Genomic DNA, 14,901 nt, shown 5'->3' with positions numbered 1-14,901 from the left:
AAATAGAAAGATTGTAATGCTTTATTTTGCTAAAGTATTACAATCCTTTTAAATTATGCTGTTTTTAAGCAAGTACAGCAGTAAACTCTATTTCAACAAGGTATTCTGGTGCCACTAATTTGCTTATTTCGTAAAAACCTGTAGTTGGTTTTACATCTTTAAAAAAGGCTGCATGCGCCGTAGCAACCGCTTCAAATGTTGTGATGTCAGTGGTAAATATTCGAGTACGAATCACATCTTTCATACTTGCATTTAGGTCTTCTAAAACTTTTTCTACTCTTTCAAGAATATTGAATGTTTGTGCGTAAGCATCCGTTGCGGTTACTTTTTCACCATCTACAATAGCTACTGTACCTGAAACTTCAATAATGTTTCCAATGCGTACCGCACGACAGTAACCCATTTTATCTTCCCAAGGAGAGCCTGTTAATATGTTTTCTCTTTTCATTTTATTCGTTTTTTCTTGTTGAATTCTACTCAATTTAAATTTTGGTATATTTTTTGCAATTTATAAAAATATAGTAAAGTAAAAAACACTGATTTTATATAAAATGTTCGTTTTTAATAAAATGTTTTTTTGCTTGAAAAAGTAATATTTATTGAAATTTATAGTTATAAATAGGAGTTTATAATTAGAGGTTGGCGATTTTATAAAGTGGTTTTAATTTAAAAAGGAATGATGAATAATAATAAAATTTTTTTGAATCGAATTTTTCTCTTTCTTTTCCTTTTAGGGATGGTTTTTAATGGATACTCGCAGGAAGAATTTAGTACAAAGTTTAAAGTGATTCCTCCTAAGGCTAAAGATTTGAAAGTAAAACCAGTAGTGCCATCAATTCCGGGACCACCTAAAGTATTGCCTTATTTTGCTACTGCAATACCAGAAAATAATTTTAAAGTACCTAAAAGTAATGTTATTGTAGCTTCTGAAGCCTACAGAAGAAATCAAGATTTAGGCGTTTATAAAACGAGTTCTAAAACGGCAAGAGTACAATATCGTGATGGAGCTTATGTCGATGGGGATAGAATTAGGATTTATGTAAATTATAAGGTTATAGATTACGATGTCCTTTTGGATGGTAACTTTAAAGTATTTGATGTAAAACTTGAAAAAGGAACTAATAGAATCGATTTTGAGGCATTAAATGAAGGTTTTGCACCACCTAATACAGCCGAATTTCAAGTGTATGATGATAAAGGGAAGTTAATTTCGTCTAGTCAATGGAACATAGGTATAGGATATATGGCTACTATAATCATAAATAAAGAATAAGTACAGTTTTATATAAAAAATGGTTTTGAAAGCATTATTTAAGATTGATTAGGTTAAATTTTTTTTAATGTTCGCTCGAGGTTTTGTTTTCTAAATAGAAAGCTTGGTATATTTGTGACATCTCGATATTTAGAGTAATTAAAACAAAGTGGTATAATATGAAGCAGGTATTACTGGCAATTATGATGTGTTTTGCAATAAACGGCTATTCTCAAATGGAGTTTAGTTCTAAGTTTAAGGCAATACCACCTTTGGATACAGGTATTAAAGCTAAAAAAGTTGCACCAGTAACAGTGGCTTCTCCAGATATTTTAGCACCTAATCTATTTAAAAAACCAGAATCCAAACTACCTAGTACCAATTTTAAAATTGGTGATCCTGATCCCATTTCGATGACTAGAACTAATGATTTTGTAAATCCAGGTGATGAAGTAAGAGATAAATTGAATAAAAGTATTGATAAATCATTAGTCAATAATGGATTGAAAGAAGATACTTCTTATTTAAATGAAAAGGACTTAAGTTTTGGAATTATTCGTACGAAGTCTAAAAACTTAGTGATTCGAGTAAGAGATTATGGCGCTATTGATGGCGATTTAATAAAAGCCACTATTATACAAAATTATAAGAGTACGGTTCTAGCCAATAATTTATACTTAGAAGGCAATTTAAAAGATATTAAAATCGAACTTCAAGAGGGATTGAATTATCTAGAGTTGGAAGCCCTGAATCGTGGAGCCTTAGGTGGGAATACGGGCGCTTTTTATATTTATGACAACGACGGAAACTTGTTATTGTCTGACTTGTGGAATAATTTTGATACAGGAGTCAAGTCTAAATTTACATTTATAAAAGAATAAGAGGCGGTCTTTGTCCTTTTTAAATTAAAAAGGATCAGCTGTTACTTGGAATTTCATATCTGCTTTAACTGTTATATCTGTAGTTAAAGATTCTTTAATGACAGCTTCAGTTCTTAATTTATAGCTGGATGCCTTGATGTATTTATCCAATTTTTCAGAAGTTGGTGTTAGCATTATTGTGTTTGTGGTAGCGTTGATATTATCTAAATAGGCCAATTCTACTTCATCATTTGCATCTGTTGAAATATAGATGTGTATTGATTTTAAAAAGCTAAATGTTTTATTGGTTGGATCCGTTATACTTAGTTTTAATTCTTTTAACTTAACGTCTTTTACTAAGTTAGCTTTCGTGTTATTATTATCAAATTGGGCACTTGAGTTGGTCGGAACATCTGGTGTAACGATGCCGCTTGCCACATTAAGTGGGAAATTACTAGCGATTTTAAACTCAGTTTGGTTTGAAACGGTAAAAGTGAGTAGGTTGTCAATTACACTGCATGAAAAAACAACTAAAGACAATAGAGCGATAACGGTATATGATTTTATTTTCATCTTCTTTTTAAATTTGAGCTACATATTCAAAGTGTATTTTGAATAAATAGGTTGAATGTATGATTGGCAAATATACTATATTAAATACAGAAAGCTCTTTAATGAAGCAGGAGCGTTTTTTGTGTTTAAATACTTTTTGATCGTGCTTTTCATTAGTAGTTCTAAAATTACTATTTCGGCTTGTAAATAGTGCAATAAAGTTTGTTGTAAAAAAAAATAAATATTTTTCAAATTTCAATTTTTCAATTCCGAATATAAAAAGTATTTTTGCGCATGCAACACAACGTACTTATTTTAGATTTCGGATCGCAATATACTCAACTTATTGCGCGTAGAGTTCGCGAATTAAATATATTCTGCGAAATTTTCCCATACAATCATTTTCCGAGTGATTTATCAAGTTATAAAGCCGTAATTCTAGGTGGAAGCCCCTTTTCTGTTCGTTCAGAAGACGCTCCACATCCTGATTTATCTCAAATCAGAGGGAAATTACCCATGTTAGCCGTTTGTTACGGTGCCCAATATTTAGCTCACTTTAGTGGTGGCGAAGTAGCAGCATCAAATACAAGAGAATATGGTAGAGCTAATTTATCTTATATAAAAGAAGAAGAAATTTTCTTTGAAGGAGTTGACCTTAACAGTCAGGTTTGGATGAGTCATAGCGACAGTATTAAAGGATTACCTACTAATGGAGTGAAGCTTGCTAGTACACATGATGTGGAATTTGCAGCGTACAAGATTGAAGGTGAAACTACTTACGCAATACAGTATCACCCTGAGGTTTTTCATTCTACTGATGGATCAAAAATGTTAGAGAATTTCTTGGTTAAAATAGCTGATGTTCCTCAAAATTTCACACCAAATGCTTTTGTAGAGGAAATGGTTGCAGAATTGAAAGAGAAATTACAAGATGACAAAGTAGTGCTTGGACTTTCTGGAGGAGTAGATTCAACTGTAGCAGCTGTTTTATTACATCAAGCTATTGGTAAAAACCTATACTGTATTTTTGTAAATAACGGATTGCTTCGTAAAAACGAATTCCAAAGTGTATTAGATCAATACAAAGGAATGGGATTGAATGTTAAAGGGGTAGATTCGGGTGATCGTTTCTTGTCAGAATTGGCAGGAGTTAGTGATCCAGAAACCAAACGTAAAATTATCGGAAGGGTTTTTATCGAAGTTTTTGATGATGAGTCACATCTTATTGAAGACGTAAAATGGTTAGCACAAGGAACAATTTATCCGGATGTAATTGAATCAGTTTCGGTAAAAGGACCTTCAGCTACCATTAAATCGCATCATAATGTAGGTGGATTGCCTGATTATATGAAATTGAAAATTGTAGAACCGCTTCGTATGCTTTTTAAAGATGAAGTGCGTAGAGTAGGTGCATCATTAGGAATTGATCCTGAATTATTAGGAAGACATCCTTTTCCAGGACCAGGATTGTCCATTCGTATTTTAGGAGATATCACTCCTGAAAAAGTACAAATTTTACAAGATGTTGATAAAGTCTTCATTGACGGACTAAAATCTTGGGGATTATACGATAAAGTTTGGCAAGCAGGAGCTATTTTGCTTCCGGTAAATAGTGTAGGTGTCATGGGTGATGAGCGTACTTATGAAAAAGTAGTAGCGCTTCGCGCAGTAGAGTCTACAGATGGTATGACTGCTGACTGGGTACACTTGCCTTATGATTTCTTAATGAAAGTGTCAAATGATATTATTAATAAAGTAAAAGGGGTAAATAGAGTGGTATATGATATTAGCTCAAAGCCACCAGCAACTATAGAATGGGAATAAAATGTAGCATTTTTGGTTTGTAAGAATCATTAATTTTACTAATATTATAAAGACGGTATCAGATTTTGGAATAAAATTTGATACCGTTTTCTTATCTTTGAAACAATAATTTTATAAATAAGAATAATGAAATATTTTTTAGCGATTTGTATTACTATTTTAATGTCTGTTAATTCTATTTCTTCCCAAGAAAAAGCAATTACACATAAAGTAGAAAAAGGAGAGACGATAAGCCAAATTGCACAAAAATATCAAGTGACTCCATTTGATATCTATCAACTAAATCCAGATGCACAAAGCGGATTAAAGCCAAACAGTGTTTTGCTAATTCCAAAAAAATCTGGAGCTAAAATAGTTGAGATTAAAAGTAATCCTATTAATTCTAATGTAAAAGGACCAACAGGTGTAACGCATGAAGTGACTCCTAAAGAAACTTTATATGGAATTGAAAAAAAATATGGTGTCTCTGACGAAGATTTAAAAAAGGCCAATCCTTTTATTGAGAAAGAGGGTTTGCAAATAGGACAAGTATTAACGATTCCTTCGAAAAATAGTGTGAAAAATTCGGTTGTCAATAAAGTGGCAACAGTAACTCAAGAGAAGTACGTGTATCATGATGTACTCGCAAAAGAAACTAAATACTCCATTGCTAAACAATATGGAATTTCAATTGCAGAATTAGAAAAACGCAATCCCGAAGTAGTATCTAATTTGCCAATTGGGTATCGATTAATAATTAAAGGGACTGCTCCAAAAGTAATGGAGCAAGCGGATTTAAAAAAAGAAACAAAGGAAGTTAAAAAAGAAATTGTAAAGCAAATTCCAATAGCAACTTCGACGGAGGTTAAGTACTCCACTTATGAAGTACAGCCTAAAGAAACACTTTATAGCTTATCTAAAACTTATGGGATGAGTCAGGAAGAGTTTGTTGCTCTTAATCCGGAACTGAAAAATGGAGTTGAAATTGGGATGATTTTAAAAGTTCCGGCTAAAACTTCTCTTGTAAATAAGGAAAGAAAAGAATACGCAGCGTTAACCAAAAATAATAATTTAGGTTATCGTAAAAGAATGGTTTTGTTATTGCCCTTTAATATTCCTTTAATTGAAAGTGATACGATCAATTCTAACGCATCTCGTTTGAAGAAGGATAAGTTTTTGAATATGACTTTGGACTTTTATGCGGGCGCATTGATGGCAATTGATTCTGCTAAAACATTAGGACTTCCTTTAGATATCGAGATATACGATTCGCAGGAAACTAAAAATAGCTCAAATGTAGCTTCAATTATCAAAAAGAACAATCTTGAAACGGCCAATGCAATTATTGGTCCTTTTTATCAAAGTAATGCTGAAATTGCTGCTCAGTTATTGAGTGTAAATAACATTCCAGTGATTTCTCCACTTTCAAAAGATGTTGGAAATCCGTATACTAATTTATATCAAACAATTCCAACTAGTGAAACGATAAAAAACACCATGTTTGATTATATGAGAGCGCATAATGGAAATATTATGGCGGTTGTAGATAAGAAAAAGGAATCCATAGTTCAATATATCAAAGAATACCAAAAAGACGTTCCATTTGTAGCTTTCAAAGAAAATGGAAGCGTGTCTGCAGAAAGTTTGAAAAGCATGCTACAGAAAGGGAAGATGAATTATGTAGTTATGGAAACTGGAAATACATGGATGATAAAAACGACTATCGCAGCAATGGTAGGTTCTATGTCTGATTATCAGGTTCAATTGGTAATATTAGAGCCTAATGAAACGTTGGATACAGATGAAATTAAGTTTGCCAATTTGATTAAGTTGAAACTAATGTATCCATCAGTGACTCGAGATGATGAGACTCCAGGTGGTATTGTTTTTGAAAAAGAATTTAAAAAAATAAATTCCATTTATCCTAGTGATTATGCTACTCGTGGATTTGATGTGACTTTTGATACGATGATGCGATTGGTTCAAAATAAAACTTTTGAGGAAACGGTAAATTCAGCAGCAACTAAACAAATTGAGAATAAGTTTGAGTATTATAAAAAAGAGGATGGTGGTTATACCAACAAAGGTGTTTTCATAATGTACTACGATTCCGATTTAACAATAAAAGAAGCAAACTAATGACATCAAAAGTAACCTATTTGGGTGATTTAAGGACAGTATCAATTCATTTGCAATCTGGAAGTGAAATTGTTTCGGACGCACCTCTAGATAATAATGGAAAAGGAGAAGCTTTTTCGCCAACAGACACAGTAGCTAATGCGTTGGCAAGTTGCATGATGACTGTGATGGGTATAAAAGCGCGTGATTTGAATGTCGATTTGACAGGATCTACTGCAGAAGTAACTAAAATTATGAATGCCGAACCAAGAAGAATTGGAGCAATCGAAATAATTTTTCATATGAATGTCGATGCGGATCAAAAAAACAAAACTATTTTAGAAAGAACAGCAATGACATGTCCTGTTTTTCTAAGTTTGAATGTTGAAATAGAGAAGCGAATTACTTTTAACTGGAAATAAAAAGAAATGTAAAGTGGGAGTTAAGATGCACGAGGTTTAGAGCTTTTGGCATCTTAACTTTTGCTTTTTTTTCTAAGTTTGAAAAATGGATAAAAATCAAGAACAACTGATTAAGCTCGCTCATACTAAAATGCCTTTTGGTAAATATGAAGGAAGATATCTGATAAATTTACCAGAATATTATGTGGTTTGGTATCATAATAAAGGATTTCCAAAAGGAGAATTAGGAGAGCAATTAAAACTAATTTACGAGATAAAATTGAATGGGTTAGAAGAATTGATACTAAATATTAAAAAAAGATATCCAAAACAGCGTTAATTTCTTAAATTAATGCTGTTTTTATTTTTAAATAACGACGTTAAACAATTGTCAATTTTCCAAATTATCTCATTTCTAAATTAGTATTTTCTCAATATATAATCGTATTTTTGCCAAGTTTTTTACACAACTACAATACAAACAACAACATAATGAATCAAACAAAATATATTTTTGTTACAGGAGGTGTGACTTCTTCCTTAGGAAAAGGAATTATTGCAGCATCTTTAGCAAAACTGTTACAAGCAAGAGGATATAGGACAACTATTCAAAAGTTTGATCCTTACTTAAATGTTGACCCAGGAACATTAAATCCTTATGAACATGGGGAGTGTTATGTAACGGATGATGGAGCAGAAACAGATTTGGATTTAGGTCATTATGAGCGTTTTTTAAATGTTCCTACTTCTCAGGCGAATAATGTCACTACGGGAAGAATTTATCTTTCGGTTATTGAAAAAGAAAGAAGAGGAGAATTTCTAGGTAAAACAGTACAAGTAGTACCTCATATTACCAATGAAATTAAAGATAGAATGCAATTACTTGGTAAAACAGGTGATTTTGATATAGTTATCACTGAAATTGGTGGTACTGTTGGGGATATCGAATCCTTACCATATATTGAGTCTGTTCGTCAGTTAGTGTGGGATATGGGAGAGCATAATGCTATTGTTATTCATTTAACTTTGGTACCTTATTTAGCTGCTGCTGGGGAATTGAAAACAAAACCTACACAGCATTCCGTAAAAACATTGATGGAAAGCGGAATAAAAGCGGATATTTTAGTTTGTAGAACGGAGCATGAAATTTCGGATGAAATTCGTAATAAATTGGCTTTGTTTTGTAATGTAAAAAGAGAAGCAGTTATTCAATCAATTGATGCTTCTACTATTTATGAAGTTCCTAATTTAATGCTAGAAGAAGGACTTGATGTTGTAGCCTTAAAAAAATTAGATTTGCCTAAAAAAGCAGCTCCAGACTTGAAAAACTGGAATACTTTTTTACGTAGAATAAAAAATCCAAAACATACTGTAAATATTGGTTTGATTGGGAAATATGTTGAAATGCAAGATTGTTACAAATCAATTTTGGAAGCTTTTATTCATTCAGGTGCTGCCAATGAAACTAAAGTGAACGTTATTTCTATCCATTCGGAATATATAGATGCTTCAAATGTAAATGAAAAATTCAAAGACCTTGATGCTATATTAGTAGCTCCAGGATTTGGGGAAAGAGGAATTGAAGGTAAAATTGCTGCAGTTCAATATGCCCGTGAAAATAAAATGCCTTTCTTCGGGATTTGTCTTGGAATGCAAATGGCAGTAATCGAATATTCAAGAAATATTTTAGGTTATGCTGATGCAAATTCAACAGAGATGAATGAACAAACCACACATCCTGTGGTGAATTTAATGGAAGAGCAGAAAAATGTTACTGACAAAGGAGGGACAATGCGTCTTGGAGCTTGGAAATGTGATATTAAGCCTAATACTTTGGCACATAAAATCTATGGTCAAACTACAATATCAGAACGTCACCGTCACCGTTACGAATACAATAGTGCGTATGTAAATGTTTTGCATGAGGCAGGATTAAAAGCTTCTGGAGTGAATCCAGATACAGGTTTGGTAGAAATTATAGAATTAGAAGATCATCCTTTTTTTATTGGAGTACAGTACCATCCAGAATATAAAAGTACGGTAGCTAACCCACATCCACTTTTTGTGAATTTTGTGGCAGCGGCTGTAAAAGCAAGTAAAAAATAATATTCAACAACCAGTTTGATTGTTGTATCAATAATTAAACACAAGAATACTAATTCTAATTGTTGCGAATTGCTATAAGCACTCAAAACATTAAACTTTGAACAAAAATTATAATGGAAGAAAAAAAATTTGATCCTAATTCGATAATTGGTTTTATATTGATATTTGGGATATTAATATGGATAATGTATAACAATCAGCCATCTGAAAAAGATATTGCGGCAGAAAAAGCCAAAAAAGAGTTGGTTGTAAAAGAAGCTAAATCCAAAGAAGATGCTTCAAAAACGATTACAGTTCCAGCAACTGTGGCGGTTGGAGATACACTACAAATGGCTCAATTGCAAAAGTCATTAGGGAATTTTGCTTATTCTGCAGCACTTCCTTCAGCTAAAGAAGCTTATACAACTATCGAAAATAAATTAGTAATACTAAAAATTGCTAATAAGGGTGGATATATTGTTGAAGCAACCTTAAAGAATTTTGAAAAATTTAAAAAAGGTTCTGGAGAATTGGTGAAGTTGATTAAAGACAATAATGCCAATTTAAATATTCAGTTGTTTACAAGTGATAATCATACTTTAAATACTAAGGATTTATATTTTGAACCAACTTTGACAAAAAATGGGGAAGACCAAATTTTGACAATGCGTTTGAAATCAGCTGACGACCAATATTTAGAATATAAATATGTTTTGAAAGCCGATAATTATATGTTGGATTTTGATATTCAATCTCAAGGATTGAGTAAAGTATTGAATACATCAAAACCATTAAATTTAGAGTGGGATTTAAAAGGGTATACTAATGAAAAAAGTATAACTACTGAAAACCGTTATTCTGAGATGTACTATGAGCATGAAGATGGAAAGAGTAATTATATGGGTTCTGGTAAAGATAAAACAGAAACTGTTGAAGGTGTTTCTTATATCGCCTACAAACAACATTTCTTTTCTTCTATTTTATTGACTAGTACTCCTTTTGAAAAAGCGGAATTGTATTCTAATAATTTGGTTGGTGGTGATAATGTTGATACAACTTACACCAAACAATTTAAAGCAACTGTTCCATTGGCTTTTAAAAATGGAGAAATTGACCAGAAAATGAATTGGTACTATGGTCCAACAGATTATAAATTGTTGAAATCGTACGATCGTAATTTAGAAGATATTGTTGCATTAGGTTGGGGTATTTTCGGTTGGATCAACCGTCATGCTTTTATACCAATGTTTGGTTTCTTGACTTTGTTCTTACAACAAGGTTGGGCGATTGTATTATTTACAATATTAGTCAAACTGGTAATGTCTCCTATAACCTATAAATCATTTTTGTCACAAGCAAAAATGAAAGTATTGAGACCGGAAATTGCTGAATTGGGGGAGAAATTTAAAAAAGACCCAATGAAAAAACAGCAAGAAACAATGAAGTTGTATAATAAAGCAGGCGTAAACCCAATGGCCGGTTGTGTGCCAGGTTTATTGCAAATGCCAGTATTCTATGCATTGTTTCAGTTTTTCCCTTCGGCAATCAGTTTAAGACAAAAAGGGTTCCTTTGGGCAGATGATTTATCGTCTTATGACTCTGTTTATGAATTACCGTTTCATATTCCAGCTTATGGGAATCATATTAGTTTGTTTCCAATATTAGCTTCTATTGCTATTTTCTTTTATATGAAAATGACAACTGGAGATCAACAAATGGCAGCTCCTCAACAAGAAGGGATGCCAGATATGGCAAAAATGATGAAAGTGATGATTTATATTTCACCATTAATGATGTTGCTTTTCTTCAATAATTATGCAGCTGGACTGAGTTTGTACTATTTTATATCTAACTCTATTACAATTGGAATTATGCTTGTGATTAAGAATTATATCATTGATAGTGATAAAATTCACGCTCAAATTCAAGAAAACAAATTGAAAGAGCCAAAAAAACAAGGTAAGTTTCAAAGAAAACTGCAAGAAGTTATGGCACAACAAGAAGCTATTAAAGCAGAACAAAAAAAGAAATAATTTAAGTTTAAAAAAATCTCGTTAATTCGGGATTTTTTTATTTTAAATGTAATTTTAATTTCACGGAAACGTTAGTATTAAAAAAGTATTTATGAAAGTATTTTATAAGATAGGATTATTGGCTTTGCTTTTATCGAATGTTTTTTTACTTCAAGCACAATCCAATGTGTTGGATGCAAATGGGAAAAAGCAAGGAATCTGGAAAGGCATTTATGAAGAGTCTAAAAGACCAAGATATGAAGGAAGTTTTTTACATGGAAAAGAAGTAGGGCTTTTTAAGTTTTTTGATGACACTAAGCTAGGTTCTGTAATTGCAACGAGAGAATTCAACTTAAATGATAATGGAGCCTATACTATTTTTTATGATCAAAAAAACAACAAAGTAAGTGAAGGTAATGTCATCAATAAATTATATGAAGGCCCATGGAAATATTACCATCAGGCATCAGATAAGATTATGACAACCGAAAATTATAAAAAAGGGAAATTGGAAGGAGTGAGAAGTGTATATTATCTCAGTGGTAAAATCGCTGAAGAAGCTTTTTATGTTGCCAATTTTAAAGATGGAAATTATAAGAAATATTCTGAAAATGGAATTGTTCTTGAAGAATCCGTTTATAAGAATAATGAATATAATGGCTTGGCTATTTTTAAAGATCCTGATGGATTTGTAGTTTCAAAAGGACAATTTATCAATGGAAAAAAAACAGGTGTTTGGCAGTTTTTTGAAAAAGGAAAAGGAGTCAAAGAAGTAAATATGAGTGCTACTCAAAGTGCTCCAAAAGCCAAGCGCAATTAACTTTAAGTTGGAACTAATACTGTAATAAAACTTTGTAACTTTGCAGTCTTATAAAATTAATAAAGATTTTGAAATGAAACGTGTTGTAGTAGGACTTTCTGGAGGTGTGGATTCAAGTGTTGCGGCTTATTTGCTGCAAAAACAAGGATATGAAGTGATTGGTCTTTTTATGAAGAATTGGCATGATGACTCCGTTACTATTTCTAATGAGTGCCCATGGCTTGAAGACAGTAACGATGCATTACTAGTGGCTGAAAAACTAGGAATCCCTTTTCAAACTGTAGATTTAAGTGAAGAGTACCAAGAAAAGATCGTTGACTATATGTTTAGCGAATATGAAAAAGGACGTACTCCAAATCCAGATGTACTTTGCAATCGCGAAATAAAATTTGACGTTTTTATGAAAATTGCTCTAAGTCTTGGGGCTGATTATGTAGCTACTGGACATTATTGCAAAAAGAATGAAATAGAAGTGCATGGAGAAACCGTTTATCAATTATTAGCGGGTGCTGATAATAATAAAGATCAATCTTATTTTCTTTGTCAATTATCACAAGAGCAATTAGCCAAATCGTTATTTCCTATTGGGGAGCTAACGAAGCCTGAAGTACGAGAAATTGCTGCCGAAATGGAACTAGTTACGGCTGAAAAGAAAGATTCTCAAGGGTTATGTTTCATTGGGAAAGTACGTTTGCCTGAATTTTTACAACAAAAATTGCAGCCAAAAGAGGGAACAATAATTCAGATTGATAAAAATGATTCTATTTATAATTTTAATGAACAAGAAGAACTATCCCTTGAAGAAAAATTAATAATAGCTTCTAATAAAATTCATTACACTCCAGAAATGGGTAAAATAGTTGGAAAACATCAAGGCGCACATTATTTTACCATTGGGCAACGCAAAGGATTAAATGTAGGAGGAACAACTGATCCCTTATTTATAATTGCAACGAATGTAGAGACCAATACAATTTATACGGGTTTAAGCAGCCAACATCCTGGTTTGTTTAGGAAAGGACTGTTTATCGAAAAAGAAGAAGTACATTGGATTCGTAATGATTTGGCATTGGCCAATGGAGAATCGATGGAAGTGATGGCAAGAATACGGTACAGACAACCATTACAAAAAGCAGTATTGCATCAATTTGAAAATAGGATGTATGTGTCTTTTGAAGATCCACAATCCGCAATAACGGAAGGTCAATTTGCAGCTTGGTATATTGGAGATGAATTAGTTGGTTCGGGAGTTATTTCTTAGCTTGCTGTTTTATTTTTGAGATTGTTAAAAAAAACTATTACCAGAAGATATTTATTTCAATACGTTTTCTTGATTCTAATTGTTAACTATGAAAAAGCTTTGTTTATTCTTCTTTTTATTTCTGACTACATTCGCTTTTTCTCAAGAGGATGCTTGGGTGTACTTTAATGCCAAAGCAAATTCGCAGTCGTATTATGAATCTCCTTTGCTGATGCTCTCTCAAAGAGCTTTGGATAGGAGGACAAATCAAAGTATTGCGTTGGACTTCATGGATATTCCAGTGAATAAAGACTTTGTAAGCCAAGTTAAATTGGTTTCTGGAATTACTGTAATGGCTAAATCTAAATGGTTAAATGCGATTCATGTTCGTGGAACTCAAACAGCAATAAACTCAATAAAAGATTTTGCTTTTGTAGACAAAATTGATTTTGCAAACAAAACATTAAATCTAGGTGCTAAGACAGTTAAAGCTGGAAAGTTAGCAAAGGTAACTAGTGTTAAAGAGCAAAGTAAAACGAAGAGAATTAAAGCTGATTATACTTACGGAACATCGGCAAATCAAATACAAATGCTGAATGGACAGCTTTTACATCAGCAAAATTATACTGGTTCAGGTAGAATAATTGCCATTATGGATGCTGGTTATCCAGGAGTGGATTCAGCCTTGCCTTTTCAAAGATTAAAAGATAACAATCAAATACTAGGAGGGTATGATTTTGTATCAAGGAGTGAAAATTTTTATACAGGAAATTCACACGGAACCTCGGTGCTCTCCACAATGGGAGGATATAAAGAAAATGCTTTAGTTGGTACTGCCCCTGATGCATCCTATTATTTATTTATTACAGAAGATACCACTTCAGAAAATCCTATAGAGGAATCTCTTTGGGTTGAAGCTGCAGAAAAAGCAGATAGTTTGGGAGTTGATGTAATTAATACTTCATTGGGTTATTTTGAATTTGATAATTCAACCTATAATCATACTTATAGTGAAATGAATGGCAAGACTGCTTTCATGTCTCGTGGAGCCGAAATAGCCTTTAGTAGAGGGATGATAATTGTTACTGCTGCAGGCAATGAAGGAGGAACTGGAAATCCTTATATTGCAGTGCCGGCTGATGCTGTTTCAGTGCTTGCTGTTGGTGCTGTAAATGCAACGGAGGTTAGGGCTTCTTTTAGTTCTATTGGCCCCTCTTTTGATGGGCGAATAAAACCAGATGTGATGGCACAAGGTGTTTCGACAGTTTTATCAGATGAATTTGGTAATATAATTACTTCAAATGGCACCTCTTTTTCCAGTCCTATAATGGCAGGAATAATAGCGAGTTTTTGGCAAGCATTTCCTAATAAAACCAATAAAGAAATTCGACAATTAATTCTTGAATCTGCAGATCGATTTACCAATCCTACGAATCAATATGGTTATGGAATACCTGATTTTAGTTTAGCTTTGAATAAAGGAACGCTAAATGTAAATCAATTTTCTACTACTAGTTTTGTACTGTATCCCAATCCAACAACTGATTTTGTTACGGTTTCATTTCCTGAAAGTTTTAATAAAGGAAAAGTAATTATTTATACTTTTTCCGGTCAAAAGATTCTAGAAAGAGACCTGAGTGCAAATTCAGATTCCATTCCATTACACTCTTTAAGTAATGGAGTTTACATTTATAAAATAGAATCGGATGGTTTTTCTAAAACGGGTAAAATTATAAAGCAGTAACATTTAATCTACTA

13 protein-coding genes are annotated in these 14,901 nt (G+C 32.5%); 11 read left to right on the top strand and 2 right to left on the bottom strand.

All coding sequences use genetic code 11. The features are described 5' to 3' along the window. Window positions 1-64: 64 nt before the first annotated feature. The gene (locus tag AB3G36_RS16245) at window positions 65-448 is read right to left on the bottom strand and encodes a RidA family protein (protein WP_367754510.1); all 384 of its coding nucleotides are present in this window, start codon (window positions 446-448) and stop codon (window positions 65-67) included. Window positions 449-676: 228 nt separating this feature from the next. Between AB3G36_RS16245 and AB3G36_RS16240 the strand changes: the two genes are divergently transcribed. Further along, a complete protein-coding gene (locus tag AB3G36_RS16240) occupies window positions 677-1,273 on the top strand; it encodes a hypothetical protein (protein WP_367754508.1) in 597 nt (198 codons plus the stop codon). A 158-nt stretch (window positions 1,274-1,431) separates the two neighbouring features. Beyond that, window positions 1,432-2,133 carry a hypothetical protein gene (locus AB3G36_RS16235; RefSeq protein WP_367754506.1) on the top strand — a complete coding sequence of 234 codons (702 nt, stop codon included), beginning with the start codon at window positions 1,432-1,434 and terminating at the stop codon, window positions 2,131-2,133. Between the two features lie 24 nt (window positions 2,134-2,157). Here AB3G36_RS16235 and AB3G36_RS16230 read toward each other — a convergent pair whose 3' ends face one another. Then, a complete protein-coding gene (locus AB3G36_RS16230; protein WP_367754504.1) occupies window positions 2,158-2,685 on the bottom strand; it encodes a hypothetical protein in 528 nt (175 codons plus the stop codon). A 273-nt stretch (window positions 2,686-2,958) separates the two neighbouring features. Between AB3G36_RS16230 and guaA the strand changes: the two genes are divergently transcribed. The 9 genes from guaA to AB3G36_RS16185 all read left to right on the top strand — a co-directional run bounded on the left by guaA (window position 2,959) and on the right by AB3G36_RS16185 (window position 14,887). Further along, window positions 2,959-4,488: a glutamine-hydrolyzing GMP synthase gene (guaA, locus tag AB3G36_RS16225; protein ID WP_367754502.1), complete on the top strand. Its 1,530-nt coding sequence runs from the start codon at window positions 2,959-2,961 to the stop codon at window positions 4,486-4,488. Between the two features lie 126 nt (window positions 4,489-4,614). Continuing rightward, entirely contained in the window at window positions 4,615-6,606 is a 1,992-nt protein-coding gene (locus AB3G36_RS16220) for a LysM peptidoglycan-binding domain-containing protein (protein WP_367754500.1), read from the top strand. Beyond that, window positions 6,606-7,007 (top strand): OsmC family protein, encoded by a 402-nt coding sequence (locus tag AB3G36_RS16215; RefSeq protein ID WP_367754498.1) that lies wholly within the window; start codon window positions 6,606-6,608, stop codon window positions 7,005-7,007. The genes AB3G36_RS16220 and AB3G36_RS16215 overlap by 1 nt, the downstream gene beginning before the upstream one ends. An 85-nt stretch (window positions 7,008-7,092) precedes the next feature. Then, window positions 7,093-7,326: a DUF3820 family protein gene (locus AB3G36_RS16210; RefSeq protein WP_367754496.1), complete on the top strand. Its 234-nt coding sequence runs from the start codon at window positions 7,093-7,095 to the stop codon at window positions 7,324-7,326. 152 nt (window positions 7,327-7,478) lie between these two features. Beyond that, window positions 7,479-9,092 (top strand): CTP synthase, encoded by a 1,614-nt coding sequence (locus AB3G36_RS16205; RefSeq protein WP_367754494.1) that lies wholly within the window; start codon window positions 7,479-7,481, stop codon window positions 9,090-9,092. A 113-nt stretch (window positions 9,093-9,205) separates the two neighbouring features. After that, a complete protein-coding gene (gene yidC / locus AB3G36_RS16200; protein ID WP_367754492.1) occupies window positions 9,206-11,104 on the top strand; it encodes a membrane protein insertase YidC in 1,899 nt (632 codons plus the stop codon). A 91-nt stretch (window positions 11,105-11,195) separates the two neighbouring features. Then, on the top strand, window positions 11,196-11,903 hold the full coding sequence (locus tag AB3G36_RS16195; RefSeq protein WP_367754491.1) for a toxin-antitoxin system YwqK family antitoxin: 708 nt from the start codon (window positions 11,196-11,198) through the stop codon (window positions 11,901-11,903). A 73-nt stretch (window positions 11,904-11,976) separates the two neighbouring features. Then, window positions 11,977-13,164 (top strand): tRNA 2-thiouridine(34) synthase MnmA, encoded by a 1,188-nt coding sequence (mnmA, locus tag AB3G36_RS16190; protein WP_367754490.1) that lies wholly within the window; start codon window positions 11,977-11,979, stop codon window positions 13,162-13,164. Window positions 13,165-13,252: 88 nt separating this feature from the next. Beyond that, window positions 13,253-14,887: a S8 family serine peptidase gene (locus tag AB3G36_RS16185; protein WP_367754489.1), complete on the top strand. Its 1,635-nt coding sequence runs from the start codon at window positions 13,253-13,255 to the stop codon at window positions 14,885-14,887. Window positions 14,888-14,901: the final 14 nt, after the last annotated feature.

Source organism: Flavobacterium sp. WC2430 (genome assembly GCF_040822075.1).
GTDB lineage: Bacteria > Bacteroidota > Bacteroidia > Flavobacteriales > Flavobacteriaceae > Flavobacterium.
Note: the sequence above shows the minus strand (reverse complement) of the source record. Positions and strands in the feature narration are given on the sequence as shown.

What these genes read in the sequence shown, in the direction of transcription:
- AB3G36_RS16245 (WP_367754510.1), bottom strand. Translation starts at nt 448, where the DNA reads ATGAAAAGAGAAAACATATTAACAGGCTCTCCTTGGGAAGATAAAATG.
- AB3G36_RS16240 (WP_367754508.1), top strand. Translation starts at nt 677, where the DNA reads ATGATGAATAATAATAAAATTTTTTTGAATCGAATTTTTCTCTTTCTT.
- AB3G36_RS16235 (WP_367754506.1), top strand. Translation starts at nt 1,432, where the DNA reads ATGAAGCAGGTATTACTGGCAATTATGATGTGTTTTGCAATAAACGGC.
- AB3G36_RS16230 (WP_367754504.1), bottom strand. Translation starts at nt 2,685, where the DNA reads ATGAAAATAAAATCATATACCGTTATCGCTCTATTGTCTTTAGTTGTT.
- guaA (WP_367754502.1), top strand. Translation starts at nt 2,959, where the DNA reads ATGCAACACAACGTACTTATTTTAGATTTCGGATCGCAATATACTCAA.
- AB3G36_RS16220 (WP_367754500.1), top strand. Translation starts at nt 4,615, where the DNA reads ATGAAATATTTTTTAGCGATTTGTATTACTATTTTAATGTCTGTTAAT.
- AB3G36_RS16215 (WP_367754498.1), top strand. Translation starts at nt 6,606, where the DNA reads ATGACATCAAAAGTAACCTATTTGGGTGATTTAAGGACAGTATCAATT.
- AB3G36_RS16210 (WP_367754496.1), top strand. Translation starts at nt 7,093, where the DNA reads ATGGATAAAAATCAAGAACAACTGATTAAGCTCGCTCATACTAAAATG.
- AB3G36_RS16205 (WP_367754494.1), top strand. Translation starts at nt 7,479, where the DNA reads ATGAATCAAACAAAATATATTTTTGTTACAGGAGGTGTGACTTCTTCC.
- yidC (WP_367754492.1), top strand. Translation starts at nt 9,206, where the DNA reads ATGGAAGAAAAAAAATTTGATCCTAATTCGATAATTGGTTTTATATTG.
- AB3G36_RS16195 (WP_367754491.1), top strand. Translation starts at nt 11,196, where the DNA reads ATGAAAGTATTTTATAAGATAGGATTATTGGCTTTGCTTTTATCGAAT.
- mnmA (WP_367754490.1), top strand. Translation starts at nt 11,977, where the DNA reads ATGAAACGTGTTGTAGTAGGACTTTCTGGAGGTGTGGATTCAAGTGTT.
- AB3G36_RS16185 (WP_367754489.1), top strand. Translation starts at nt 13,253, where the DNA reads ATGAAAAAGCTTTGTTTATTCTTCTTTTTATTTCTGACTACATTCGCT.